At 46.2% G+C, this 25409-nt stretch carries 27 protein-coding genes and 1 tRNA gene; 25 read left to right on the forward strand and 3 right to left on the reverse strand.

Translation table 11 applies throughout. The features are described from left to right. Positions 1 to 8 precede the first annotated feature (8 nt). Genes B5F53_RS09485 through B5F53_RS19840 form a run of 3 tightly spaced genes read left to right on the forward strand, consistent with a single transcriptional unit; the run spans position 9 to position 1523 of the window. The gene (locus tag B5F53_RS09485; protein WP_087222717.1) at positions 9 to 1070 is read left to right on the forward strand and encodes a DUF5067 domain-containing protein; all 1062 of its coding nucleotides are present in this window, start codon (positions 9 to 11) and stop codon (positions 1068 to 1070) included. 55 nt (positions 1071 to 1125) lie between these two features. Next, the gene (locus B5F53_RS09490; RefSeq protein WP_087222719.1) at positions 1126 to 1344 is read left to right on the forward strand and encodes a DUF378 domain-containing protein; all 219 of its coding nucleotides are present in this window, start codon (positions 1126 to 1128) and stop codon (positions 1342 to 1344) included. A 14-nt stretch (positions 1345 to 1358) separates the two neighbouring features. Further along, positions 1359 to 1523 (forward strand): hypothetical protein, encoded by a 165-nt coding sequence (locus tag B5F53_RS19840; RefSeq protein WP_162610567.1) that lies wholly within the window; start codon positions 1359 to 1361, stop codon positions 1521 to 1523. A gap of 63 nt (positions 1524 to 1586) precedes the next feature. Here B5F53_RS19840 and B5F53_RS09495 read toward each other — a convergent pair. Continuing rightward, positions 1587 to 1659 (reverse strand) — tRNA-Gly (locus B5F53_RS09495). Positions 1660 to 1745: 86 nt separating this feature from the next. Here B5F53_RS09495 and B5F53_RS09500 point away from each other — a divergent pair. The 17 genes from B5F53_RS09500 (at position 1746) to B5F53_RS09575 (ending at position 18784) form a co-directional block, all read left to right on the forward strand. Further along, on the forward strand, positions 1746 to 2612 hold the full coding sequence (locus B5F53_RS09500; RefSeq protein ID WP_087222721.1) for a DMT family transporter: 867 nt from the start codon (positions 1746 to 1748) through the stop codon (positions 2610 to 2612). Between the two features lie 17 nt (positions 2613 to 2629). Then, positions 2630 to 3568, forward strand: coding sequence for an alpha/beta fold hydrolase (locus tag B5F53_RS09505; protein WP_087222723.1), 939 nt, complete (start codon positions 2630 to 2632; stop codon positions 3566 to 3568). A gap of 57 nt (positions 3569 to 3625) precedes the next feature. After that, the gene (locus B5F53_RS19845; RefSeq protein WP_162610568.1) at positions 3626 to 3781 is read left to right on the forward strand and encodes a hypothetical protein; all 156 of its coding nucleotides are present in this window, start codon (positions 3626 to 3628) and stop codon (positions 3779 to 3781) included. Between the two features lie 59 nt (positions 3782 to 3840). Further along, the gene (gene malQ, locus B5F53_RS09510) at positions 3841 to 5322 is read left to right on the forward strand and encodes a 4-alpha-glucanotransferase (protein ID WP_087222725.1); all 1482 of its coding nucleotides are present in this window, start codon (positions 3841 to 3843) and stop codon (positions 5320 to 5322) included. A 5-nt stretch (positions 5323 to 5327) separates the two neighbouring features. Beyond that, positions 5328 to 7070: an ABC transporter ATP-binding protein gene (locus B5F53_RS09515; protein ID WP_087222727.1), complete on the forward strand. Its 1743-nt coding sequence runs from the start codon at positions 5328 to 5330 to the stop codon at positions 7068 to 7070. Beyond that, a complete protein-coding gene (locus B5F53_RS09520) occupies positions 7067 to 8806 on the forward strand; it encodes an ABC transporter ATP-binding protein (RefSeq protein ID WP_242970286.1) in 1740 nt (579 codons plus the stop codon). The genes B5F53_RS09515 and B5F53_RS09520 overlap by 4 nt, the downstream gene beginning before the upstream one ends. A 29-nt stretch (positions 8807 to 8835) precedes the next feature. Beyond that, positions 8836 to 9216 carry a hypothetical protein gene (locus tag B5F53_RS09525; RefSeq protein WP_087222729.1) on the forward strand — a complete coding sequence of 127 codons (381 nt, stop codon included), beginning with the start codon at positions 8836 to 8838 and terminating at the stop codon, positions 9214 to 9216. A gap of 234 nt (positions 9217 to 9450) precedes the next feature. Further along, on the forward strand, positions 9451 to 10275 hold the full coding sequence (locus B5F53_RS09530) for a transketolase (protein ID WP_087222731.1): 825 nt from the start codon (positions 9451 to 9453) through the stop codon (positions 10273 to 10275). 17 nt (positions 10276 to 10292) lie between these two features. Beyond that, positions 10293 to 11246 carry a transketolase family protein gene (locus B5F53_RS09535; protein WP_087222733.1) on the forward strand — a complete coding sequence of 318 codons (954 nt, stop codon included), beginning with the start codon at positions 10293 to 10295 and terminating at the stop codon, positions 11244 to 11246. Then, positions 11243 to 12124: a 2-hydroxy-3-oxopropionate reductase gene (gene garR / locus B5F53_RS09540; protein ID WP_087222735.1), complete on the forward strand. Its 882-nt coding sequence runs from the start codon at positions 11243 to 11245 to the stop codon at positions 12122 to 12124. The genes B5F53_RS09535 and garR overlap by 4 nt, the downstream gene beginning before the upstream one ends. A 19-nt stretch (positions 12125 to 12143) precedes the next feature. Continuing rightward, positions 12144 to 12950 carry a sugar phosphate isomerase/epimerase family protein gene (locus B5F53_RS09545; protein WP_087222737.1) on the forward strand — a complete coding sequence of 269 codons (807 nt, stop codon included), beginning with the start codon at positions 12144 to 12146 and terminating at the stop codon, positions 12948 to 12950. Positions 12951 to 12986: 36 nt separating this feature from the next. After that, on the forward strand, positions 12987 to 14030 hold the full coding sequence (locus tag B5F53_RS09550; RefSeq protein WP_162610569.1) for a TRAP transporter substrate-binding protein: 1044 nt from the start codon (positions 12987 to 12989) through the stop codon (positions 14028 to 14030). A 23-nt stretch (positions 14031 to 14053) separates the two neighbouring features. Next, entirely contained in the window at positions 14054 to 14581 is a 528-nt protein-coding gene (locus tag B5F53_RS09555; RefSeq protein ID WP_162610570.1) for a TRAP transporter small permease, read from the forward strand. 3 nt (positions 14582 to 14584) lie between these two features. Next, positions 14585 to 15862 carry a TRAP transporter large permease gene (locus tag B5F53_RS09560; protein ID WP_087222743.1) on the forward strand — a complete coding sequence of 426 codons (1278 nt, stop codon included), beginning with the start codon at positions 14585 to 14587 and terminating at the stop codon, positions 15860 to 15862. Between the two features lie 23 nt (positions 15863 to 15885). Beyond that, positions 15886 to 17166, forward strand: a complete 1281-nt coding sequence (locus B5F53_RS09565; RefSeq protein WP_087222745.1) for a hypothetical protein — start codon at positions 15886 to 15888, stop codon at positions 17164 to 17166. 22 nt (positions 17167 to 17188) lie between these two features. Beyond that, positions 17189 to 17998, forward strand: coding sequence for an SDR family NAD(P)-dependent oxidoreductase (locus tag B5F53_RS09570; protein WP_087222746.1), 810 nt, complete (start codon positions 17189 to 17191; stop codon positions 17996 to 17998). Positions 17999 to 18076: 78 nt separating this feature from the next. Continuing rightward, positions 18077 to 18784 carry a FadR/GntR family transcriptional regulator gene (locus B5F53_RS09575; protein WP_087222748.1) on the forward strand — a complete coding sequence of 236 codons (708 nt, stop codon included), beginning with the start codon at positions 18077 to 18079 and terminating at the stop codon, positions 18782 to 18784. A 51-nt stretch (positions 18785 to 18835) separates the two neighbouring features. Here the strand turns inward: B5F53_RS09575 and B5F53_RS09580 are convergent, their stop codons facing one another. Next, positions 18836 to 19354 (reverse strand): VanZ family protein, encoded by a 519-nt coding sequence (locus tag B5F53_RS09580; RefSeq protein WP_087222750.1) that lies wholly within the window; start codon positions 19352 to 19354, stop codon positions 18836 to 18838. A 90-nt stretch (positions 19355 to 19444) separates the two neighbouring features. Between B5F53_RS09580 and thyA the strand changes: the two genes are divergently transcribed. Together thyA and B5F53_RS09590 are read left to right on the forward strand one after the other, a co-directional pair. Then, on the forward strand, positions 19445 to 20293 hold the full coding sequence (gene thyA, locus B5F53_RS09585) for a thymidylate synthase (protein WP_087222752.1): 849 nt from the start codon (positions 19445 to 19447) through the stop codon (positions 20291 to 20293). Positions 20294 to 20314: 21 nt separating this feature from the next. Next, complete coding sequence (locus B5F53_RS09590) at positions 20315 to 20809, forward strand: dihydrofolate reductase (RefSeq protein WP_087222754.1); 495 nt, start codon at positions 20315 to 20317, stop codon at positions 20807 to 20809. Positions 20810 to 20880: 71 nt separating this feature from the next. Here the strand turns inward: B5F53_RS09590 and B5F53_RS09595 are convergent, their stop codons facing one another. Continuing rightward, the gene (locus tag B5F53_RS09595) at positions 20881 to 21906 is read right to left on the reverse strand and encodes a branched-chain amino acid aminotransferase (RefSeq protein WP_087222756.1); all 1026 of its coding nucleotides are present in this window, start codon (positions 21904 to 21906) and stop codon (positions 20881 to 20883) included. Positions 21907 to 22074: 168 nt separating this feature from the next. On the opposite strand from B5F53_RS09595, the gene B5F53_RS09600 reads away from it, so the two are divergent. The 3 genes from B5F53_RS09600 to ispG are packed head-to-tail and all read left to right on the forward strand — an operon-like array spanning position 22075 to position 25404. Beyond that, on the forward strand, positions 22075 to 23214 hold the full coding sequence (locus B5F53_RS09600; RefSeq protein WP_087222758.1) for a 5-bromo-4-chloroindolyl phosphate hydrolysis family protein: 1140 nt from the start codon (positions 22075 to 22077) through the stop codon (positions 23212 to 23214). Continuing rightward, positions 23211 to 24332: a toxic anion resistance protein gene (locus B5F53_RS09605; RefSeq protein ID WP_087222760.1), complete on the forward strand. Its 1122-nt coding sequence runs from the start codon at positions 23211 to 23213 to the stop codon at positions 24330 to 24332. The genes B5F53_RS09600 and B5F53_RS09605 overlap by 4 nt, the downstream gene beginning before the upstream one ends. After that, positions 24322 to 25404 (forward strand): flavodoxin-dependent (E)-4-hydroxy-3-methylbut-2-enyl-diphosphate synthase, encoded by a 1083-nt coding sequence (gene ispG, locus B5F53_RS09610; RefSeq protein ID WP_275532200.1) that lies wholly within the window; start codon positions 24322 to 24324, stop codon positions 25402 to 25404. The genes B5F53_RS09605 and ispG overlap by 11 nt, the downstream gene beginning before the upstream one ends. Positions 25405 to 25409: the final 5 nt, after the last annotated feature.

Raw genomic sequence — 25409 nt, forward strand, 5'->3', positions numbered from 1 at the left:
AGGAAAGTATGGAAGAAAAACAGATAGAAAAAGGAAAATCAAAAAAAAGCAGGAAAAAACTGATCGTCACTCTGGTAATTCTGCTGGTTTTGTTTGCAGCCGGAGGGACTTTTGTGTTTATTCAGTACCAGAAACCTAAGAAAGCGCTGGAAGAGTTTCTGGAAGCCTGTAAAGTGCTGGACTATGATACCATGGGAACCAGGGTAAAAGCCGCAGATCTTTCTGTCATTGAAGATTCAGATCTGGGAGATGAGGCTTACCAGGATTTCTTTAAAAAAGTAAACGAGCATATGACCTATGAAATAGAAGGAATGGATTTTAACGGTAAGACGGCAACTGTTACGGCAAAAATTAAATATGCCGACGGCAGCGGGGTTTACAAGAACGTTATCAGCCAGTATCTGAAAAAAATTGTGGGAACCGCTTTTTCCGGACAGGAGATGAGCGAGGAAGATAATCAGGAACTGTTAGGAGCCGTACTGGATGAAAATTCAGGAGAACTGGGCAGTACTTTCTCAGAGATTATCATTGACTATCCAATGGAGAAACTGGGAAAAAACTGGGTCATTACCCAGTTGGATAATAACACGGTGACTTTCCTGTCCGCAAACTTCTCTTCTGTGAAAGAAGAACTGAATTCTCAGGAAGCGGGAGGCGAAACCGGAACAGTAGAGATGGAAAACGCTGTAACGGAAACCAGTAAAATTGATTTGGAGACGGAGAAATTTTCTGTGAAATACAAGAGCCACAAGACCGGAACCGACTACGACGGAAATCAGTGTCTGCTGGTTTACTATGATTATACCAATCTGGGAGAGGAAGCCTCTTCTCCTATGGTAAATGTAACGCTGAAGGCGTACCAGAACAAAGAACAGCTTGAAGTGGCAATTCCCAGCAATAACGAAGAAGCCATTGACAATTTTACAAAAGAAATCACGCCGAAGACCACAGTCACTGTCTGCCAGGCATTTGCCCTGAAGGATACTTCGAATGTGACCCTGGAGCTGTCCGAATCCTTCTCCTTTGGCGAGGGACAGACCACAGGCCAGATTTTAAAATTAACAAAATAAAAGGTATAAGATTCCCCATATGTGAAACACTATCCGTTAGAAAGGATGGTGACATATGGGGAATAAATTTTTAAGCTATTTTACACTGACCATTGTGGTCATCGGAGCTATTAACTGGGGACTGATCGGATTTTTTGATTTTAATCTGGTATCTCTCCTCTTTGGAAAAATGTCATGGCTGTCAAGAATTATCTATGCCCTGGTAGGTCTTTGCGGTTTATACCTTTTAACCTTTTATACGGCGATCGGAGAAAGAGAGACGGCAGATCATTAAGGAGAGCAGCGCGCATGAATCATAGAGAAGACAGACATGCAGATTCGGGGGCAGCAAAGGAATTTGAAGTTGCCGAACTTTCAGAGGGATGTCAGGAAAAATTAAAAGAATTTGAGAAAGAGCTGAATCGGATGGGGTGCTGGAATATTGCGCTGGTGGCCTATCAGATGAAAAATTAAACAATGTCACAAAAAGGGCTGCTACAGGTATCTGTAACAGCCCTTTTTGTGATGTTCTAAAAGAGCGATAGACGGGGCTCGAACCCGCGGTCTCGACCTTGGCAAGGTCGCGCGTTACCAACTACGCCACTATCGCAAAATGATTTGCTTTTTGGTGCAGAACATAATATACTATAAAATCAGAGACTTGTCAAATACTTTTTTCAAAAAAGGAGAAAATAAATGGGACAGCGGTATAAAGGAATTATTTACATTATCATATCCTCCTTTTGCTTTGCACTTATGAATATGTTTGTAAGACTGTCAGGGGATCTGCCATCCATACAGAAAAGCTTTTTCAGAAACTTAATTGCCCTTCTCTTTGCCCTGATTCTGATGAAGAAAAACCATGCAGGGTTTTCCGGGGAGAAGTCAAACTGGAAATATCTGATTTTAAGGGCCGGCTTTGGAACCATTGGTATTCTGGCCAATTATTATGCCATTGACCGGCTGGTTCTGGCAGACGCGTCGATTTTAAATAAGATGTCCCCGTTTTTTGTGGTCATCTTCAGTATTTTTATTCTGAAAGAAAAGGCGAAACTGCCTCAGCTTCTGGCAGTTTTCGGAGCCTTTGCAGGCTGTTTATTCGTAATTAAGCCCACATTTGCCAATGTGGATTTCCAGCCTGCCCTGATTGGACTTCTGGGAGGAATGGCGGCCGGAGCGGCGTATACCTTTGTACGGCTTCTGGGAAACCGGGGAGAGAAGGGACCGTTTATTGTATTTTTCTTTTCCGGTTTTTCCTGTCTGGTGACCCTGCCGTATCTGCTGTTTCATTATGCCCCCATGACCCTCTGGCAGCTTGGAATGCTGCTTCTGGCCGGTCTTTCGGCGGCCGGAGGACAGTTTTCCATCACGGCGGCTTACTGCTATGCGCCGGCCAGAGAGATTTCCATCTATGATTATTCCCAGATTATCTTTTCCACTGTGCTTGGATTTCTGGTTTTCGGCCAGATTCCTGATGTATTAAGCTGGATTGGATATGCTGTTATCTGTACTATGGCAATTTTAATGTTTTTCTATAATAACCGGAAAAAAGCAGAAGCATAAGCAGAAAGGAGCCGATGATGGACGAAAAAAGGAAAGTGAACCAGTGGGAATGTATATCAGATGCAGACGGTCTGAAATTATCTGTACTGGAGGTGGTTCCCCAGGGAACCCCAAAGGGATTCTGCCAGATTGTCCATGGGATGTGCGAACACAAAGAGAGGTATCTTCCCTTCATGGAAATGATGGCAAAGGCAGGATATGTCTGTGGGATTCACGACCACAGAGGTCACGGAAAGAGTGTAAAAGATACGAGAGATTTAGGGTATATGTATGAAGCGGGACCGGATGCGGTTTTAAAGGATTTACTGACCGTTGTAACAGCAGAAAAAGAACGGTGGCCCGATCTTCCCTATTTTATGCTGGGACACAGCATGGGCTCCCTTGCAGCCCGGGTGTTTGCAAAACGGTTTGATTTCTTTCTGGACGGCCTGATCTTAAGCGGTTCTCCCAGTAAAAACCCACTGCTTCCCGCAGGAAAAGGGATTGCCTGGCTAGAGGGAAAAGTAAGGGGAGCCGATCATCACAGCCGCCTGCTGGAAGCGCTGTCCTTCGGAGCTTATGCAGCAAAATTTCCAGAGGAAAAGCACCGGGCTTCGGCTTGGATCTGCTCAGATGAAGAGGTAACCAGGGAATACAGCAGCTCCCCCTTATGCAGTTTCACTTTCACCGACGACGGTTACAGGACGCTGTTCTGGATGATGGGAGAAACTTACAAAGTAAAGGGGTGGATTTGCACCAATCCGGATCTGCCGATCCTGTTTTTAGGGGGAAGAGAAGATCCCTGCATCGGCGGCCCCGGAAAATTTGCAGAGGCAATTCGTACCATGAGAATGGCCGGATACCGGAATGTAAAAGGGAAACTCTATCCGGGAATGCGCCATGAAATCCTGAATGAAATAGAGAAAGAGCGGGTTTATAGGGACATCCTTGCCTGGCTGGGAAAACAGGGACTCTAAGGAAGCGTATAGTCTTCTGAAGGGATGGAGATGATAAGAAAAAAAGGAGTGTCATCTATGAAAAAATTTCTTGTATGCTGTCTTCTGGCATCGGCGATCTCCATTCTGTCTGCAGGATGCCAGGACAAACCCAATACCCGGGAGGGAGACGAACTGGTCCGGACATGGGAACAGAATATCAAAGACACAGAAACCGGCGGTCTGCTGTCTTGAATTAGGGTGAGGTTTTTGTTATGATAAATCAAATGTAAAAAATACCGGGGGATAAAAACATGAGAGCATGTGGAGTACTATTACCAATATCCGGCCTTCCGTCTGCTTACGGAATCGGCTGCTTTTCAAAAGAGGCTTATGACTTTGTGGATCAGTTAATTGCAGCAGGACAGAAATACTGGCAGATTCTGCCCCTTGGCCCTACCAGCTACGGGGATTCGCCCTATCAGTCCTTATCCACCTTTGCAGGAAATCCTTATTTCATCGATCTGGAAAGGCTGATTCAGGAAGGACTTCTGAAGGAAGAAGAATGTAAGGCCGTAGACTTTGGAGATAATGAAAGCTATGTAGATTATGAAAAGATTTATCTGGGACGTTACAAAGTCCTGTATCAGGCTTTCCTGCGCTATGACTGCGCCGGGGATGAAGCCTTCGGCGAATTTGTAAGAAATAACGGGTACTGGCTGGAGGACTACTGTCTGTATGTGGCCATTAAGGAGCAGCAGGGAGGTATCAGCTGGAATCTGTGGCCTCAGGAATTAAGGGACCGTCATCCAAAAGCTCTTCAGGAGTGCAGGGAAAAGCTGGCAGAAGAGATTCAGTTCCAGAAATTCCTTCAGTATCTGTTTTATAAACAGTGGGGATGGCTGAAGAATTATGCCAATGAAAACGGGGTTCAGATTATCGGGGATATTCCCATTTATGTGGCCTTTGACAGCGCCGACACCTGGGCGAATCCTCTTTTGTTCCAGTTCAGTGAAGAGAATGTGCCTGTGGCTGTGGCCGGCTGTCCGCCGGACGGATTCTCACCGAAAGGCCAGTTGTGGGGAAATCCCCTGTATAGCTGGGAGTACCACAGAGAAACCGGCTATAGCTGGTGGCTGCAGAGGGTGAGTCATTGCTTTAAAATGTACGATGTGGTAAGGATTGACCATTTCCGTGGCTTTGACGAATATTATTCGATACCCTACGGGGATCAGACGGCAGAATTCGGCCATTGGGAAAAGGGGCCGGGGCTGGAGCTGTTCCATGTTCTGAAAGAACGTCTGGGCAGTCTGAATGTGATTGCAGAAGATCTGGGCTTTTTAACAGACAGTGTGATAAAGATGGTGAAAGATACCGGGTATCCGGGTATGAAGATTCTTCAGTTCGCCTTCGATGAAAGCGAAAACAGCGCCTATCTGCCCCACAAATATGACAGAAACTGTGTGGTTTATACAGGTACCCACGACAATGACACCACGAAAAGCTGGTTTCAGTCTTTAAATGATCACGATTTGAATTTTGTAAAGATGTATATGAACGAAACAGGAAATGATATAGACGAGGCTGTCTGGAGTTTAATCCGCCTGGCTGTCTCCAGTGTGGCGGATACCGCCATCATACCTGTTCAGGATTACCTGTGTCTGGGGGCTGAGGCGAGGATGAATACCCCTTCCACCCTTGGGGATAACTGGAAGTGGAGAATGAAGAAAGGCCAGCTCTCCAGAGAGATAATAGAAAGGATGCGCCTTCTGGCCAGACTGTACGGAAGGCTGTAATTAGAATGAGAAAATTATTGCGCTACTTAAAAGGATACAGAAAGGAGAGTGTACTGGCGCCTCTTTTTAAAATGCTGGAAGCCACCTTTGAACTGATTGTTCCTTTGGTGGTTACCCAGATTATCGACGTTGGAATCGGGACCGGAAATACACCGTATATCTGGAAGATGTGCGGTGTTATGGTTCTTCTGGGAGTCGTGGGACTGGTCTGTTCCCTGACGGCCCAGTACTTTTCAGCCAGGGCTGCCATGGGGTTTTCCACAGCTTTAAGGGAGGATTTGTTTGCCCATATTAACCGTCTTTCTTACAGAGAGCTGGACATTCTGGGGACGCCCACCCTGGTGACCCGGATTACCAATGATGTGAATCAGGCCCAGACCGGGGTGAATCTGGTGCTCCGGCTGTTTTTACGTTCTCCGTTCCTTGTGGTGGGAGCCGTAATTATGGCCTTTACCATTGACGCAAAGACAGCGGTTCTCTTCCTTATAGCGGTGCCGCTGATTTCCCTTGTCATTTACTGGATCATGAAGTCAACGGTACCTATTTACAAACAGGTGCAGAAACTTCTGGACAGAATCTCTTTGCTTACCAGAGAGAATCATGTGGGAGCCAGAGTGGTGCGGGCTTTTTGCCGTCAGGAAGAAGAGACGGAAGATTTCAGCAGAGAAAATGAAGAATATACCAGAATTCAGATCGAAGCGGGTAAGATTTCCGCTCTGCTGAATCCGGCCACCTGCGTGATTATGAATCTGGCGATTATGGGAATTCTGTGGGTGGGCAGCAGACAGGTGGACAGCGGGGCGCTGACCCAGGGCGAGGTGGTAGCGCTGGTCAATTACATGACCCAGATTCTGCTGGCTCTATTAGCCCTGGCCAACTTAATCGTGGCGGTTACCAAGGCAACTGCCTCAGGCATCCGTCTCAACGAAGTATTTGACACCTATCCTTCTCTCACAGAAACAACAGCGGAAACCCTATCTGACAGGAGGAAGAAAGGGAGCCCCAGGGTGGAGTTTCAGGATGTGACTTTTACTTATGCCAACGGCCAGGAACCGGCCCTGTCCCATATTGATTTCCGGGCCCGTCCCGGAGAAACCATAGGAATCATCGGGGGAACCGGCTGCGGAAAATCCACGCTGGTTCATCTGATTCCCAGGTTCTATGATGTGAATCAGGGGAAGGTGCTGGTGGATGGAATACCGGCAGAAGAGTATTCTTTTAAAGAACTGAGAACCAAGGCAGGAATGGTTCCCCAGCATGCCGTTTTATTTAAGGGCACCATTCGTGACAATATGAAATGGGGCAAAGAAGACGCCACAGAGGAAGAAATCTGGAAGGCTCTGGAGACTGCCCAGGCCAGAGAGTTTGTAGAGGCAAAGCCGGAGAAACTGGATACCATGATTTCTCAGGGAGGAACCAATCTTTCCGGAGGACAGAGACAGAGGCTGACCATTGCCAGGGCTTTAGTGGGAAATCCTGAAATTCTGATTCTGGACGACAGCGCTTCCGCCCTGGACTTTGCCACGGACGCGGCTCTTCGCCGGGCCGTGAGCCGTCTGGAGGGAGAGATGACGGTCTTTATTGTATCCCAGAGGGCGGCTTCCATCCGGCAGGCAGATCAGATTCTGGTTTTGGACGACGGAAAACTGCAGGGGAAAGGAACCCACAAAGAGCTGATGGAGAACTGCCCGGTTTACCGGGAAATCTGTCTGTCTCAGTTATCAGAGAAAGAGGTGAACCGGTCGTGAAACAAAAAGAAACTTTAAAAAAGGTATTGAGGCTGGTGAAACCCTATAAACTGCGCCTGGCAGGGATGCTTCTTCTGGCAGTCATTACGGTGGCCCTTACATTATATACGCCCATTCTTATCGGAGAAGGGGTGGATCAGATCGTCGGGCCGGGAGAAATCCATATGGGCCGGCTGACAGAAGTTTTGATTTTACTGGCTCTGGCAGTAGCAGGAACGGCTGTGTCTCAGTGGCTGATGAATCTTCTTACTAACCAGATTACGTATCAAGTGGTGGAGGACTTAAGGGACAAGGCCTTTCGCCATTTACAGGAAGTGCCCTTAAGCTATATTGACAGACATCAGCCGGGAGATATTTTAAGCCGGATTGTAACCGATGTCAGTCAGTTTTCCGATGGACTGTTAATGGGATTTACCCAGCTTTTTACCGGCGTGCTTACCATACTGGGAACGATTTTATTTATGATGTCCATCAGTGTGAAGATTTCCCTTCTGGTCATTGTATTAACCCCGGTGTCTCTGTTTGTGGCAAGCTTTATTGCCGCCCGTACCTATCATATGTTTCGGGTACAGTCGGAGACAAGGGCAGAGATGACTTCCCTGGTGGAGGAACTGGTGGGAAACCAGAAGGTGGTTCAGGCTTTTTCCTATGAGGACAGAGCCATGGAGCGTTTTCGCAGGGTAAATGAAAAGCTGCGGGTATGCGGAATCAAAGCCCTGTTCTTTTCTTCCATTACCAATCCTTCTACCCGGTTTGTCAACGGACTGGTTTATACGGGAGTGGGAGTTTTCGGAGCGTTTATAGCCATTGGGGGCGGCATTACGGTAGGCCAGCTTACCAGCTTTTTAAACTATGCCAATCAGTATACCAAGCCCTTTAATGAAATTTCCGGAGTGGTAACGGAACTGGAAAATGCTCTGGCCTGTGCCAAGCGGATTTTTGATTTTATTGAAACACCGGCTCAGACGCCGGATAAGGAAGATGCCGGTGAACTTCAGGAGGCAGACGGAAGTCTGGCGCTGTCAAAGATTTCGTTTTCTTATCAGCCGGAAGTTTCCCTTCTTAAGGACATCAGCCTGGATGTGAAGCCGGGACAGAGAATTGCCATTGTAGGTCCCACAGGATGTGGAAAAACTACGTTGATAAATCTGTTGATGCGGTTTTACGATGTGGATAAAGGGCAGATTTTTGTCAGTGGATTTCCGGTGGAAAATCTTACCAGAGACAGTCTGAGGAGAAGCTTTGGAATGGTGCTGCAGGAAACCTGGCTGAAGTCAGGAACCATCCGGGAAAATATTGCCTACGGAAAGCCGGATGCATCCCTGGAAGAAGTCATTGAGGCGGCAAAGCAGGCCCATGCCCACAGTTTTATTAAACGAATGCCTAAAGGTTACGATACGGTGATTGCAGAGGACGGAGGAAACATTTCCCAGGGGCAGAAACAGCTTCTGTGCATTGCCCGGGTGATGCTTCTGCGTCCCAAGATGCTGATTCTGGATGAGGCCACCTCTTCCATTGACACACGTACAGAAAGAAAGGTACAGCAGGCTTTTGAAAAGTTAATGGAAGGAAGGACCAGTTTTATCGTAGCCCACCGCCTTTCCACCATTCAGGAGGCGGATCGCATTCTGGTTATGAAGGACGGAAATATTATTGAACAGGGAAAACATGAGGAACTGCTGGCCAGAAAAGGCTTTTATGCGAAGCTGTATGAAAGTCAGTTTGCAGTTTCCTGAAAATAGAAAAACAGAGGAGGAATAAGAGTATGAAATGGAGCTATACAATTCGGTCACTGGCAGGGATTTACCTGCTTTGGACCACCTTCGGGATGGTACAGGGGTTACTTGACGGGACTGCGTCGACCCAGTGGTTCTGGTTATTCTCCATATTTTTCGGAGTAATGGGTGTGATTTTTCTTTATACAGGCATGAAGGGCTGGGCAAAAATCAATAAAGAAGAAAAAGAGCAGCAGGCGAAAGCAATGGAAGAGGCTAAAGCGAAAAAGAGCCAGCTCCTGGCCGGACAGCATGTGGAAGAAATTCCGGAAGAGCCGGAGGAAATGAATGAAACAGAGGAAAGCCAGGAAGTAGGAGAAGAGCCCGCGGAGGAAGAAGACCGGGACGAGGATCTGAATCAGGATAAATAAAAATAGCAAATGGATGAAAAGGCTGTTTACAGAGTTTGGATAATTTCTGTAACAGTCTTTTTTTGTGTGAATTTACATAAAACAGAAAAGAAATATTAGTAATATTCATGAAATGACAGGAGAAAAGAAAGAAGTTATTGATTCTTTTTGGAGTGTATATTATAATTCAGTTACAACTTGTAATACAACTAACAGGTTACAACATACAACCTGCAAGTAAACGGAGGAGTAGGTATGGAACATGGGAAAGAATTTATTAAGAATCTGGAAAGGATGGGGCAGAGGCTGAGGCGGGATGTGATACTCAGTATCGGAACAGGAGTGGCGGGACATCTTGGCGGTTCCTGTTCATCGGCAGACCTTGTGGCGGCTTTGTATTTTTACAAGATGAAACATGATCCCCAGAATCCACAGTCTGAAGACCGGGATCGGTTTTTGCTGAGTAAAGGGCATGTGGCAATTTTGCAGTATGCGGCTCTGGCAGAAAGCGGTTATTTTCCGGTGGAAGATCTGAAGCATACGAAGGAAATCGGATTTTATCTGCAGGGACATCCGGATTTCCTGAAGACGCCGGGGATTGAGGCAGGCACTGGCTCTTTGGGACAGGGACTTTCCATCGGCCTGGGAATGGCGCTTGGAATGAAGCTGGATGAAAAAGAGAGAAAGGTTTACGTTCTGTGCGGAGACGGCGAAATTGCAGAAGGACAGATATGGGAGGCGGCCATGGCAGCCAGCGCCTATAAGGCAGATAATCTGGTGGCCATTGTGGATCAGAATCACCTTCAGGCCAATGGAAGAATTAAAGAACGGATGGACTCAGGCAGTATTTCCGCAAAGTTTTTAAGTTTTGGATGGCATGTGATTGAGATTAACGGCCACGATATGAAGGAAATTATCAGGGCATTGGATGAAGCGGATACCATAAAAGGAGCGCCTACAGTTATTATTGCAGAAACAGTGAAGGGAAAAGGAATTTCCTTTGCTGAGAATGTGGTGAAATTCCACAATGGAATGTTAAATGAAGAAATGTATCGGCAGGCATTGGAAGAGCTGATCTGAGAAAGGGAGGGAAAGGTATGAGCTGTACAAATCAGAGGACAGCATATGGAAACACTTTGGTAGAGCTGGGGGAAAAGGATGACAGAATTGTGGTTCTGGATGCAGACCTGGGAGGTTCCACTATGGGGAAAATGTTTGAGGAAAAGTTTCCCAAAAGGCATTTTGAAATGGGAATTGCAGAAGCGAATATGACAAGCGTGGCGGCTGGTCTGGCTCAGACGGGAAAAATCCCTTTCACCAATTCTTTTGCAGTATTTTCCGGAGGGAGGGCATTTGATCAGATTCGTCAGACCATTGCAATCGGAAAACTAAATGTGAAGATCTGCGGCTCTTCCTCCGGGATGTCGGACTTTGGAGACGGAGCCACCCATCAATGCATTGAAGATATGGCAATCTTCAGAGCCCTTCCCAATATGACAGTACTCTGTCCGGCGGACGCCAATGAGACGGCAGAGGCGGTAAAGGCTATGGCCAGAATGAAGGGTCCCTGCTATATCCGGCTGAACAGGAATGATTACCCCAATGTGACAGAGGAAGGGAAACCGTTTCAGATAGGGGTACCTGCAGTCCTGAAAGAGGGAAACGAGATTGCCGTTTTTGCAACCGGGTATATGGTGGGCCTGGCGCTGGAGGCCGCCGGGGAACTGGAAAAGGAAGTCTCAGTAAAGGTTATCAATATTTCCACCATTAAACCCATGGATGAGGAACGGGTAAAAGAACTTGTAAAGGACTGCCGGGGAATTGTGACAGCAGAAGAGCACAATGTGAAAGGCGGAATGGGAAGCGCCGTAGCGGAAGTATTAAGAAAAGAGTGTAAGCCCATAGAATTTGTGGGCGTACAGGATACGTTTGGAAGCAGCGCCCATAAGTATCAGGAGGTATTGAACTACTACGGACTGACCAAAGAAGAAATTTCCAGAGCCATCCGGGAAATAAATGAACTGACAAAAGAAAGGAGCAGCAGAAAATGAGAATCGGATTTATCGGATTAGGGATTATGGGGAAACCGATGGTGAAGAATCTGCTGAAAGCAGGCCATGAGGTAATCGCCTATGATATTTTAAAAGAGAATGTGGCAAAGGCAGTGGAAATGGGAGCTGCCGGGGCGAAATCATCCAGAGATGTGGCAGAACAGTGCAGCCTGATTATTACCATGCTGCCGAATTCGCCTCATGTAAAGGCAGTAATTATGGGAAAAGACGGGGTACTGGAAGGAGCAAAAGAAGGAACCATCCTGATTGACATGAGTTCCATTGCCCCCCTGGCTTCGAAAGAAATCTGCCGGGAATGCAAAAAGAAAAAAGTTAAAATGATAGATGCTCCTGTTTCCGGGGGAGAGCCTAAGGCCATTGACGGAACCATGTCCATCATGGTGGGAGGCGACAGGGAAGTGTATGAAGAAGTCTATGATGTGTTGATGGCTATGGGCGGAAGCGCTGTTTACTGCGGGGAGACAGGAGCCGGAAACACCACCAAGCTGGCTAACCAGGTTATTGTAGCTTTAAATATTGCGGCGGTATCGGAGGCGTTTATGCTAAGTACAAAGGCGGGCGTAGATCCCGGCCAGGTCTTTGAAGCGATCCGCGGCGGACTGGCAGGTTCTACCGTTATGAATGCCAAAGTACCAATGATCACAGCAGGAGATTATCAGCCGGGATTTAAAATTGATTTACATATTAAGGATTTAAATAACGCTCTGGAAACGGCCCACCAAGTGGGAGCCCCGCTGCCGCTGACCTCTGTGGTCATGGAAATGATGCAGAATCTGCGGGCTGATGGCTATGGGCAAAAGGATCACAGTGCAGTTGCAAAATTTTATGAAAAGCTGACAGGAACCAGGATTAAGTAAACAGATCGGGAGGAAAGAAATGAGATACGGCTGTTGCCTGAATATGGTTGCAAAAGGCGAGGACAAAACAGGAATCGAATGGATAGAAAAGCTGGCAGAGATGGGATTCGATTATGCAGAACTTCCCCTGGCAGAAATAATGATGTTATCTGAAGCAGAGTTTAAAGCATTTAAAAAGAAAGTCCGTAAATCCGGAATTGCCTGCGAAGTGTGCAACAACTTTTTCCCTGCTTCTCTGCGCCTGACAGGAGAACAGGTTTCCGGCAGGGAAATGAGAAACTATGTCAGAAAAGCCTTAAGGCGGGCAAGGGAAATGGGAACACAGATCCTTGTATTCGGAAGTGGTCCGGCCAAAAACATACCGGAAGGTTTTCCGTTTCAGAAAGGGTATGAACAGATTGTAAATCTGCTGCGGGAAATCAGCCGGCCGGCACGGGAATGCGGGATTACCATTGTAATCGAACCGCTTCGTAAGGAGGAATGCAATATTATCAATACTTTTGAAGAAGGCTGCCGGCTGTCCAGGAGGATCAACCAGGAGAATGTGAAGGTACTGGTGGATTTCTACCATCTGTCAGAAGAGAAGGAACCTGTGGAACATATCGCAGAAGAAGGAGAGACTTATTTACGTCATGTGCATTTTGCTGAGCCAATGGGGAGAGTTTATCCCAGGCAGGCAAAAGAGAGCAGTTATCAGCCGTTTTTTCAGGCGCTGAAAACAGCCGGATACGACGGAAGAATAAGCCTGGAGGCTTACAGCCGGGATTTTGAAAAAGATGCGGCCGTATCTCTTGCTCTTTTGAAAAAGGCAGAAAAAGGATTTTAACATTTGTTTATGGGTGAAGGTACAGGAGGAGAATGTATGTTAAAAAAATTAGCGGGTGTAGTACTGGCATTTATACTGACAGTTTCTTTTGCAGGGTGCGGGGGAAATTCTGAAGAACCAGGTGCGGGGGAAGGAACCTCTGGCACAGGCAGCGGATATTCCGGACAGGAATATACGCTGAAACTGGCGCATCATTTAAACGATACCCACACAGCCAGTGAGTTTGCCCAGGAGTTTGCAGATCTTGTAGAGGAAGAAAGCGGAGGAAAAATTAAGATAGAGCTGTACGGAAACAGTCAGCTGGGTAACCAGTCAGAAAACGCAGAGGCAGTCAGAATGGGAACCATAGATATGTGTCTGAATGACTTTCCGACACTGGCCACCGTTTATCCGAAAGCAGATGTAGTGGCTCTGCCCTATGTATTTCAGGACTGGGAAAATGTAGAGGCTTTCTATGAAAGTGATCCCTTCAGGGAAATGATTGAAGACATGGCCGGCGAGATTGGCGTAAGAGTAATCGGCCCGAGCATGGACGCATTCCGCTACATTTATTCAAAAGAGAAAATTGAAAATTTAGATGATATGAAAAGTATGAAGATAAGGGTACCGGATGTACCGTTGTATGTTTCTACTTTCGAGGCATTAGGATGCGCGCCCACGCCGATTTCTTTCAGCGAGATGTACACTTCTCTGCAGACGGGAGTCGTAGACGGCCTGGAAAACTCCAATAATACCGTATATACCAGCGCCTTATATGAACAGGTAAAATATGCGGCAAAAACAGGACATATTTTCTGTGATATGAGTCTGATGATCAATGAGAGCGTGTACCAGGGAATGGAGGAAGAGGCCAGAACCATTGTTGCACAGTGTGCAGAAAAGGCAGCGCAGAATCATTATCAGAGAGCCATTGAGGCAGACAGTGAATATGAGAAACTTCTGGAAGAGGAAGGAATGGAATTTGCAGACGTAGATAAAGAAGAATTCCGGGAAGCCTGCCAGGGTGTCTGGAAGGAATATACAGATAACGTGGAAGGCGGACAGGAGTTAATTGACTGTATTCAAAGTCTGACAGAATGAGAGAACCGGAGGGAGGTGGTCTTATGAATCTGTTAAAAAAGGCAGACGGGTATCTGGATAAGTTTTTCAAAGTTTTGTATTACCTTGCAGGGTATCTGTTAATGATTCTTTTAATTGTCTGTGCAGCCAATGTTGTTACCAGGACAGCCGGTCATCCCCTGGCCTGGGCTGACGAACTCCAGAGATTTGTGATGATCTGGATGACCTTTCTGGCAGCCCCGGTTTTAATCGTCAGGAAAGAGCATCTGGTAGTAGATTTAGTGGCAACCTTTGTACACAATGAAAAAGCAAGAAGAATCATGTATCTGACAGGAAATGTGATTTTACTGGTCTTTGTAATTTATTTTACGGGCCCCTGCATTGAACTGGTAACGAAAAATCTGATTGCAAAATCTGCAGCCATGCGAATTCCCATGGGATATGTCTATCTTTGTATGCCAATCGGAATGATCCTGTGTGCCGTGGGACAGCTGAAAAATATTCTGGGGGAGTTTTGGCAGATGAAAGAACAGGAAACAGGGGGAACTGCAGAGGAAGAAGGGAGGAATTAAAAGATGGCAGCAGCGGTTTTATTCCTGATTTTTATTATGATGCTGATTTTTGCAGTGCCACTTGCTTTTGCTATGGGAGCGGCAGGTTCTGTTGCGGTGCTGTTGGACGGAAACGTGGATATTTTAGGAATTGTTCCCCGTGTCTTTGCGGGAATGAATTCGGTAGCTATGATGGCAATTCCATTTTTTATACTTTCCGGTTCCATTATGGAGGCGGGAAATATATCTAAGGAGCTGGTGAATTTTGCCAAAGCTCTGGTGGGCCATTTAAGAGGAGGACTGGCTCATGTGTGTGTGGTATCCTGCATGCTGTTTGCCGCTGTTTCCGGCTCTTCCGTGGCTACAGCCCTTGCATTTGGAAATATCTTAGTGCCGGCGATGAATAAGGACGGATATGATAAGTCTTTTACGGCCACGCTGCAGGCCTGCGGGGGAACCATTGGACCCATTATTCCGCCCAGTATCCTGATGGTTATGTATTGTTCGATTGCAGGAATTTCTGTAGGTTCTATGTTTATGGCCGGCGTGGTACCCGGGATTTTAATGGGTATCGCTCTGATGATTGTTTCCTATTTCTACGCGAAGAAAAACAACATTCCTAAAAGTGAAAAGATGCCGGCAAAGGAAAAAGTGAGGGTTATCTTAAAGGCCGTCTGGGCGCTTTTGATGCCGGTTATTATTATCGGGGGAACCATGAGCGGATTCTGCAGCCCTTCCGAGGCCGGAATGCTGGCCTGTATTTACGGATTAATTGTAGGCAGGGTGGTCTATAAAGGCTTCCGACTGAAAGATTTACCGGAAGTTTTTGCAAAAGGAGCTTTAAGCGGCGCTACGATCCTGATACTCAATGGCATGGCTAACATTATGGGATGGCAGCTTGCAAGGGTAAACTTCCCCACGATGGTCAGTGAATTTTTAGGAAACATTACCCACAGTTCTCTGGGCGTTTTATTTATTGTAGTTATTTTCCTGATGATTCTGGGAATGTTCATGGAAACCTGTGCGGCTACGGTTATTTTCGCCCCGGTGCTCTATCCTATGGCGATTCAGTTTGGAATTGATCCCATTCAGTTTGGTTTGGTGGTAGTGTTAACTCTGGTCATCGGGCAGATCACACCCCCTGTGGGAGTCCTTCTGTCCACAACCACCTCTCTAATCGGAGTGCCCATGCAGTCTACCTTTAAATATTTAGTACCCTGTTTAATTTCGCTGCTGGTGGTATTGGTACTTTGTGTACTGATTCCCCAGTTTAGTTTAATACTTCCTGAAATCGTATATTAAGAGAAAGAGAGGGATAAAAGAATATGGCTTATAGAGTCAGAAGCGAAGATGTGGCGCGTTTAAGGGAACTGGGGAAGAAAGTGGCGGAGATTGCCGCAGATCCCATACAGAAAGAACATATTCAAATCTGGAAAAATGTCAATGATTTTCATATGACAAAGCCGGCGCTGCTGGTCAGAGATTATCCGGTTTTTTTAATGAACGTGGGGGCTGAACTGACTACAACCATAGAGGATGAATTTTTAAAGACAGTGGAACAGGATTTGCTGCTGAAGATTTATGAGTGGAAACATATGCGTCTGCACCGGGTAATCCTTCCGGAAGTACGCTGTCCCGTATGTGTATCGGACAGCCTGTTCGGACTGGAACCAACGGCGCCGGACGCAGATAAAATCACAGAACAGAAGCAGGAAGCCGTGTCCAGATCCAAACATTTTGAGAGGGTTCTGGATACGGAAGAAGATCTGGAGACCAAAATCCAGTTTCCGGAAATTATCTATGATGAGAAAAAGACCAGGGAGCGGCTGGAACTGATGCAGGAAATTTTTCAGGGGATTCTGGAAGTGAAGCTGTATGGAATTGATTATTTTAAATTCGTGCCCTGGGATGACATGCTTCCCTGGATGAATATTGAACAGGGAATGTTTGATTTTGTTATGAATCCGGAATTTATGCATAAAGCCGTAAGAAGATATGTGGATGTATCGGTTTTCCGCGCCAGGGAATATGAACGCCTGGGCCTGATTACATCCAACAATACCAACACCTGCGTAGGACCCGGCGGTTACGGTTATACAGACACTCTGCCCGGCCCTACCCGGACAGGTATCGGCGGAAGGCTGAAAGACAACTGGGGAGACGCGGCAGATCAGATTCTGACCTGTGTGGATCCCGGCCGGACGAAAGAATTCGCCTTTGATTATGAGAAAGAATGGGCGGATATGTTTGCTTATATTTATTACGGATGCTGTGAGAGGCTGGATAATAAGGTGCCGGAGCTTCATACATTTTCTAATCTGCGTAAAGTCTCCATGTCACCTTTTGCAAAGCTGGAGAATGGAATGGAGAAAATCGGAGGAAATACCGTAATATCCTTTAAACCCAATTCTAATTATCTGACCCTGGATACGCCGGCCTGGGATCTGCTGGAAAAGGAGCTAAAAGAGGCCTGCCAGTGGGCGCAGAAGTATCACTGTCATCTGGAAATTATTATGAAAACCATTATTACTCTGCGGGGAGAACCACAGCGTCTGTGGAAATGGTGCGAGCTCGCAGAGCAGGTGATAAATAGATATTACAACTAAGCAGGCAGAAAGGACGAAGAATATGAAAGAACAGGTGAAAGACAAACTGTATGAACTCTTTTCCCTGGAAGGAAAAGTAATTCTTATGACCGGAGCTGCAGGAGCCATCGGAAGGGTCCTGGCAAAGGGGATGGCACAGGCAGGAGGAACCATGATGCTGTGCGACAGAGAAAAAGACGGCCTGGAAGAGCTGAGAAAAGAGATTCTGCAGGAAGGAGGCAAAGGAGAAACTTACGTATTAGATGTAACGGACTTAGCCAATATAGAAGAGACAACAGAGAAAATCATCAGAGAGTACGGACAGATAGATGTGCTGGTGAATCTGGCCGGAATTAATAAAAGGGTTGCTCTTTTAGAAGGAGATGAGGAGACCTTTGACCGGATTATAGATGTGAATTTAAAGGGAACTTATTTCATGAGTCAGGCCGTGGCAAAGCATATGAAAGAAAAACAAAAGGGAAGTATTATTAACGTAACTTCCTATAATGCGGTAATGATGTTAGGGGGAAACGGGGTCTATTGCGCTTCCAAAAGCGGGGTGGCAGCCCTTACCAGATCTCAGGCCATTGAATGGGCCAAATATGGAATCCGCTCCAACGCTCTGTCCCCGGGACACATCAGTACCAGACTTACGGCTCAGCTCTGGGAAGATCCAATGCGTTCCAAATATATGCTGGATCGAATTGCCATGGCCCGTCCCGGAAAACCGGAAGATTTGCTGGGGATGACTATTTTGCTTGCCAGTGATGCTTCGGCTTATATGTCTGGTATGATGTATCATGTGGATGGAGGATGCCTGGCAGGAGGACAGCCCTGGGAGATCAAAGGGTGAAGATTTAGAAGTATCAGGTTCTCGACAGCATTTCTCAGAAATGGTATAATATGGCTAGAATTTCGGAGGAAAAAACTAATGGGAATAAAACCAATTCAGAGAGTTCATGTGGGAGAACAGGTATTTGAACAATTAAAGAAACTGCTGATTCAGGGCGAATGGAAACAGGGCGAGAAGATTCCGTCGGAAAATGAACTGGCAGACATGTTCGGCGTAAGCAGAATTACAATACGTCAGGCTCTGCAGAAATTAAGCACTTTAGGGCTGATTGAAACAAAGCTTGGGGAAGGATCTTTTGTAAAAAAGGTGGATGTGGGAGACAACATGAATCTGTTAATCCCAACGGTCTATTTAGGAGAGAATTCGAATATGCAGGTGTTTGAGTTCCGTGAGATTATTGATGCGGAGGCAGCAGGCCTTGCCGCACTGCGGGCAGATCAGAAAGGGATAGAAAGGCTGAGAGAAATCCTGGATCAGATGATTGACAGCGCGGAGAAAGACGACAGTAAAGAATTTGCCAGACAGGATTTGGAATTTCATATGCAGATTGGCAAAATGACAGGAAATTCGCTGATCATCCAGACCAATCACATTCTCAGGGAAATCCTGATGGAATCCATGGAAGATGTCATTAAGCGCATGGGATACATTGGTGTACATTACCATGAATTGATTCTGGATGCCATAGAAAAACGAGACAGAAAAAGAGCCATGGATTTAATGCGGGAACATATTTATAAAAATATGGAATACTTCGAAGACGAAAGTCAGAAAAAAGCGGAGTAAGATGGAAAAAAGGAAGTTGCTGCAAAGTGCAGCAGCTTCCTTTGATTTTTCTTATCGTCTCTTCTTTCTCTTATATTTTTTCCTGCGGCCCGGACTGTGCAGGGTGGACCAGCAGAACATCTGTACCAGGATAACCCCCACAAACACGCCCACACTGTCAATGAACACATCCTTAACGGCAGGACTGCGGCCTCCCACAAAGGACTGATGATATTCATCCAGACAGGCAAAGGCCACACAGAATCCTCCCGCCAGGATCAGAAGCCAGATCCCTCTGACTCCATAAACATAAAGGGGCAGAGAAACAGCCACAGCCAGAAGAAAATATTCTGTCATATGGGCAGCCTTTCGTACATAATAATGGATACCGTCAGCTCTTGCGGCCATCTGGCCCTCATCCATATTTTTATCCAGAAGAATGTTTTCCGCTTTTACAATCTGATAGCTGACTTTATAGCTCAGTTCTCCTGAAATCTCTCCCGTCTGGCCGGAAAAGGAATAAATCATATACATCATCAGCAGAGCCGGGAGAAAAGATAATGGTTTTAATAATGTAATCAGTACTCTCATGCCTAATAATATAGCATAAAGTTTCGTGTTGCACAACAGGCAGGGCTATATTATAATTGAAACAAAACTGCAGAATGAGGTGAAAAAACGATGAGTTATGCAGATCAGATTTTTATACAGATGTGTGAAGATATAATTGAAAACGGAACCAGTACCGAAGGAGAAAAGGTCAGACCCGTATGGGAAGACGGAACTTCTGCTTATACCATTAAACGGTTTGGGGTGGTGAACCGCTATGATTTAAGAAAAGAATTTCCGGCTCTGACTTTAAGGAAAACCGCTTTAAAAAGCGCCATGGATGAAATACTCTGGATCTGGCAGAAGAAATCCAATAATATCCATGATTTACACAGCCATATCTGGGACAGCTGGGCAGATGAAGACGGTTCTATAGGAAAGGCCTATGGTTATCAGATGCAGGTTAAGCATCCGTATAAGGAAGGCATGATGGATCAGGTGGATCGGGTATTATACGATCTGAAGAACAATCCTTACAGCCGGAGGATTATGACGAATATTTACGTGCATCAGGATCTTCATGAGATGAATCTGTATCCCTGCGCCTATTCCATGACCTTTAATGTGACAAAGGAACCGGACAGGGACAAGCTGGTGTTAAACGCCATTTTAAATCAGCGTTCCCAGGATATTCTGGCAGCCAATAACTGGAATGTGTGCCAGTATTCCATCTTACTGATGATGTTCGCCCAGGCCTGCAGCATGGAGGCCGGAGAACTGGTTCACGTGATTTCCGACTGTCACATTTATGACAGACATGTTCCCGTGATTAAAGAACTGATAAGCCGGCCCACATATCCGGCACCCACCGTAAAACTGAATCCGGACGTGAAGGATTTCTATGAGTTTACCGTGGAGGATCTAATCGTAGAGAACTATCAGGCAGGGCCGCAGATTAAAAATATTCCCATAGCAGTTTAAGAGAAAAGAAAGGGTGTATGTATGAATCTTATTGTAGCAGTAGATAAAAACTGGGCCATTGGCAAAGAAAACAAACTTCTGGTAAGTATTCCCGCAGATATGAAATTTTTCCGTCAGGAAACCACGGGGAAAGTGGTTGTAATGGGAAGAAAGACCCTGGAAAGTTTCCCCGGAGGACTTCCTTTAAAAAACAGAACCAATATTGTACTGACCAGGGATAAGAATTATCAGGCAAAGGGAGCCGTGATTGTCCATACCCTGGAAGAACTTTTAAAAGAGCTGGAAAAATATCCCGCAGAAGAAGTTTACTGCATCGGCGGTGAGAGCATCTACCGCCTGCTGCTTCCTTACTGCGATACGGCTCATATTACTAAGATCGATTACGGATATGAAGCGGATCGGTATTTCCCTAATCTGGATGAGAGCGGGGAATGGGAGGTTACGGCATCCAGTGAAGAACAGACCTACTTTGATCTGGAATACCGTTTTGTAAAATATGTCAGAAAAGCAAAATAAATAAAAAAAGCAGGAAGAATAAAAAATCTCCGGGCAGGTGCTAATACCTGCTCCGGAGGTTTTTTGTACAATTATTTGATTTCCTGAATCCAGCCTTCCGGGGCTTCGATTCGTCCCATCTGAATACCGGTTAAGGTATCGTATAATTTCTTGGTGACAGGTCCCATTTCGCTCATGCCGCTTGGGAAACAGATTTCCTTTCCATGATCCACGATTTTTCCAACCGGGGAAATAACGGCAGCCGTACCGCAAAGGCCGCACTCTGCAAAATCGTAAACCTCTTCCAGAGTAATTTCTCTCTCCTCAGCTTCCATTCCCAGATACTTCTGAGCCACATAAATCAAAGAGCGGCGTGTGATGGACGGAAGGATACTGTCAGATTTCGGGGTAACAATCTTCTGATCCTTTGTAACAAACAGGAAGTTGGCTCCTCCGGTCTCCTCCACCTTCGTTCTGGTAGCAGCGTCCAGGTACATGTTTTCATCGTAACCCTGATTGTGGGCATCCACAATTGCGTGAAGGCTCATAGCGTAGTTCAGACCGGCTTTAATATGTCCGGTACCGCGGGGAGCGGCACGATCGAAATCGCAGACACGGATGGTCAGAGGTTTGATGCCGCCTTTAAAGTAAGGGCCTACAGGGGTTGTGAATACACGGAACTGATATTCATCGGCAGGTTTTACACCGATAACAGAATTGGTTCCAAACATGTAAGGACGGATATATAACGTAGCGCCTGTACCATAAGGAGGTACAAAAGCGGCATTTGCCTTTACCGTTTCCTTAACAGCTTCTACAAATCGTTCTTTTGGAAAAACAGGCATCTCCAGTCTTGCGGCAGAAGCCTCCATACGCTCGGCGTTTAAGTCGGGGCGGAATGTAACGATACGTCCATCCTCAGTGGTGTACGCTTTCAGTCCTTCAAATACGGTCTGGGCATACTGAAGGACGCCGGCACACTCATTAATCACCACGTTGGCGTCTGTGGTAAGACCTCCCTCGTTCCACTTGCCGTCTTTGAAATCAGCTACATAACGGTATTCTGTTTTCTGATAGTCGAAACCAAGGTTGGACCAGTCAATCTTCTTTTTTTCCATAATAACTTCCTCCCAGTAAACAATTTATCTGTTTACCATTGTAAAACTTTTCAGCGAAATGTGCAATAAAAAATAAAATTTATGGAGCTGCCCGGCCGGCGTCCTTGTCAACGGCAGGTAACTTCGTTATAATGATTTTATCAGAGAGAAGGAGTGCGGGAGGAAGACATGAGAAATCAGGAATGGATGGATCTGGGCGAAAAAATACAAAATCTCGTCCAGGATGCAGTAAAATCCAGAAACTATCAGGAATTAAACAGAACCATTCATCAGACTATAAATAAAACGGTCAGTCAGGCGGTAAAAAAAGGCAACCAGGTCCTGGCAAAAGAGCCGCCCAGACAGCGGCCCAGACCTCCGGTCAGATATAAACATGTTTCCGGGGAGCAGATGAAAGCCTACATGATGGCCATTACCGGAGGAATTTTAGTAAGCGGTACCAGTCTGGGAATATTAGCGGCAGTCATCGGCTACGCAGTGGGACATGCCAACGGCCTGTGGGCAGGCGCCATGGCCATTTTAGGAACCGGAGACATCCTGGGGATGATTTTGCTGACCGTGGGAATCAATAAGGCAGGGTTTTTGAAACGGTTCAGAGCATACCAGGCTATTCTGGCGGATAAGACTTACTGTGAATTTGAAAAATTTGCACAGAGAACAGGAAAGTCTGTGAAATTTATAAAAAAAGACATCAAGAAAATGCTGGGGAAAGGCTGGTTCTTAGAAGGACATATGGATTTGCAGGAGACCTGTCTGATTACCAGCAATGAGACCTATTCCCAGTATGAACAGCTCCAGAGACGGATGAGACAGAAAGAAGAAAGAGAAGAAATTCTGGAAGAATCTCTTCCGGCAGAGGCAAGGGAGATTCTGAAAAAAGGGGAAAGATACAGAGAAAGACTGCAGCAGTGCAGGCAGGAGATTGATCAGCCTCAGATGACAGAGAAAATCTGTCATATGGAAGTGGTAGTTCAGAAAATCTTTGAACGGCTGGAAGAACATCCGGAGGTTTTACCGGATTTAAAACAGATGATGGACTACTACCTGCCCACCACAGTGAAACTGCTGGAGGCATATGAGGAGCTGGAAGAACAGCCGGTTCAGGGAGACAATATTGCATCTGCCCGGAAAGAGATCGAGGAGACGCTGGATACCCTGGTGTTTGCTTTTGAAAAGCTGCTGGATTCTATTTTCCAGGATACTGCCTGGGATATTTCCAGCGACATATCCGTGCTGCATACCATGCTTGCCCAGGAAGGGCTGACAGAAAACGCATTTGCAAAACCCAGAAAAGGAGAAAACGTATGAAGGACATATTTGAGGAGCAGGGAATTTCCCTGACGTTAGAGCCGGATAATCTGGAAAAACCCAGTGTGCAGCCCAGGGAAGAAGCCGTATGGGAAGAACCGAAGCTGACAGAAGAAGAACGGCAGATGGTGGAACAGTTTGCAGAAAAAATCGATGTGACAAACACCGGACAGATTCTGCAGTACGGGGCAGGAACCCAGAAGAAGATGGCAGACTTCTCCGAGGCTGCTCTGGAAAATGTGAAAACACAGGATCTGGGAGAAGTGGGAGAACTGATTTCCCATGTGGTAGGTGAATTAAAAGACATAGACAAAGAAGAAGAAAAAGGATTCTTCGGATTCTTTAAAAAGCAGGCCGATAAAATTGAAACCATGAAAATGAAATACGGAAAAGCAGAGGAAAATGTGGACAGAATCTGCGAATCTCTTCAGAAGCACCAGGTACGGTTACTGAAGGATTCGGCCATTCTGGATAAAATGTATGATCAGAATCTTACTTATTTTAAAGAGCTTTCCATGTACATTCTGGCCGGAAAGAAGAAACTGGCAGAGACAAAGCAGGGAATGCTGAAAAATCTGGTGGAAAAAGCCAGAATAACCGGACTTCCGGAGGACGCCCAGGCGGCCAGGGATCTGGAAGAGAAATGCAGCCGCTTTGAGAAAAAAATTCACGATCTGGAGCTTACCCGGATGATTTCCATTCAGACGGCGCCTCAGATTCGGCTGGTACAAAATAACGATACAGTGATGGTAGAAAAGATACAGACCACCCTGGTAAATACCATTCCCCTGTGGAAAAGCCAGATGGTACTGGCTCTTGGAATCGCTCATTCCCAGGAAGCGGCAAAGGCACAGAGACAGGTCACAGATCTGACCAATGAGTTGTTAAGGAAGAATGCGGAAACGCTTCGGATAGCTTCTGTGGAAACGGCCAGGGAGTCGGAGAGAGGAATTGTGGATCTGGAAACATTAAAAGCGACCAATCAGTCTTTAATTCAGACCCTGGACGATGTTCTGAAAATACAGAAAGAGGGCAGGGAGAAACGCCGTCAGGCGGAAGCCGAGATGGGAAAAATGGAACAGGAACTGAAAATGAAACTGCTGGAAATTGCCAGATAAGGAGAGGGAGAGAGAAATGCATCGGACGCAGACCAAGGTAATTCAGATAGGAAATCAGGTTATCGGAGGGGGAAATCCCATTTTAATCCAGTCCATGACCAATACAAAAACAGAGGATGTCAGACAGACGGTAAAACAGATTTTAGAGCTGGAGGCTGCAGGCTGCCAGATCATCCGCTGCGCCGTTCCCACCATGGAGGCGGCAGAGGCGTTAAAAGAGATCAAAAAACAGATTCACATTCCCCTGGTGGCGGATATTCATTTTGATTATCGTCTGGCAATTGCCGCCATGGAAAACGGGGCGGATAAGATTCGGATTAATCCCGGAAATATCGGAAGCAGAGACAGAATCCAGGCGGTAGTTGACTGTGCCCGGGAGAGAAACATTCCCATCCGTGTAGGGGTCAACAGCGGTTCCCTGGAAAAGGAACTGGTGGAAAAATACCATGGAGTTACGGCAGAAGGACTGGTGGAAAGCGCCTTAGATAAAACCAGACTGATTGAAGATATGGGGTATGACAATCTGGTAATCAGCATTAAATCCTCAGATGTAATGATGTGCGCCAAAGCCCATACCCTGATTGCAGAGAAAACCAATTATCCCCTCCACGTGGGAATCACAGAGGCGGGAACTTTATATTCCGGAAACATTAAATCGGCCGTGGGACTGGGGATCATTTTGTCTCAGGGCATCGGAGATACCATCCGGGTATCCCTTACGGGAGCCCCTCTGGAGGAAATCCGTTCCGCCAAACGGATTTTAAAAACTCTGGGACTTTATCAGGGGGGAATTGAAGTGGTATCCTGTCCTACCTGCGGCAGAACCCGGATCGATCTTATCGGACTGGCCAATCAGGTAGAGAAAATGGTGGAAGATATTCCCCTGGATTTAAAAGTGGCCGTGATGGGATGTGTGGTAAACGGACCGGGAGAGGCCAAAGAGGCGGACATCGGAATTGCAGGAGGCGTAGGAACAGGACTTTTGATTAAAAAAGGAGAAGTGATAAAAAAAGTTCCTGAAGAAGAACTTTTAACCTGTCTCAGAGAGGAACTTCTGCACTGGGAGGAATAAGGAAG

The sequence above is a fragment of the Blautia sp. An249 genome (genome assembly GCF_002159835.1).
In the GTDB taxonomy this organism is placed as follows: domain Bacteria; phylum Bacillota; class Clostridia; order Lachnospirales; family Lachnospiraceae; genus Blautia_A; species Blautia_A avistercoris.